Source organism: Microvirga pakistanensis (assembly GCF_004458765.1).
Lineage (GTDB): Bacteria > Pseudomonadota > Alphaproteobacteria > Rhizobiales > Beijerinckiaceae > Microvirga > Microvirga pakistanensis.
This window is the reverse complement of the sequence record NZ_SPJX01000224.1, coordinates 1-223: the sequence shown is the minus strand read 5'-3', so window position 1 is coordinate 223 and position 223 is coordinate 1. Positions and strand designations below refer to the sequence as shown.

Annotated in this window: 1 pseudogene; it reads left to right on the top strand. The window is 75.8% G+C overall.

The features are described from left to right. Positions 1-223 (top strand): annotated as a pseudogene (locus E4K09_RS14085) (ATP-binding protein); the annotation flags it as partial.

Below are 223 nucleotides of genomic sequence, written 5' to 3'. Positions count from 1 at the left end.
CCGCGCGCCGCCGCCGCCGCCCGCGCCCTCCACCAACGATCTTCTGGCCCAGCTCGCCCGCACCCGCGCGGCGGCGGCCCCCGAGCCGCAGGTCGAGGAGGCCACCGAGGACTCGAAGGCGGAGCGCGAGGCCGCGCTCGACGCGATCCTGCGCGAGATCCTCGACGATCCCGAGGCGGCCTTCCGGTCGGTGGCCGTGCTCTATCAGGATTTCCTCGTGCGG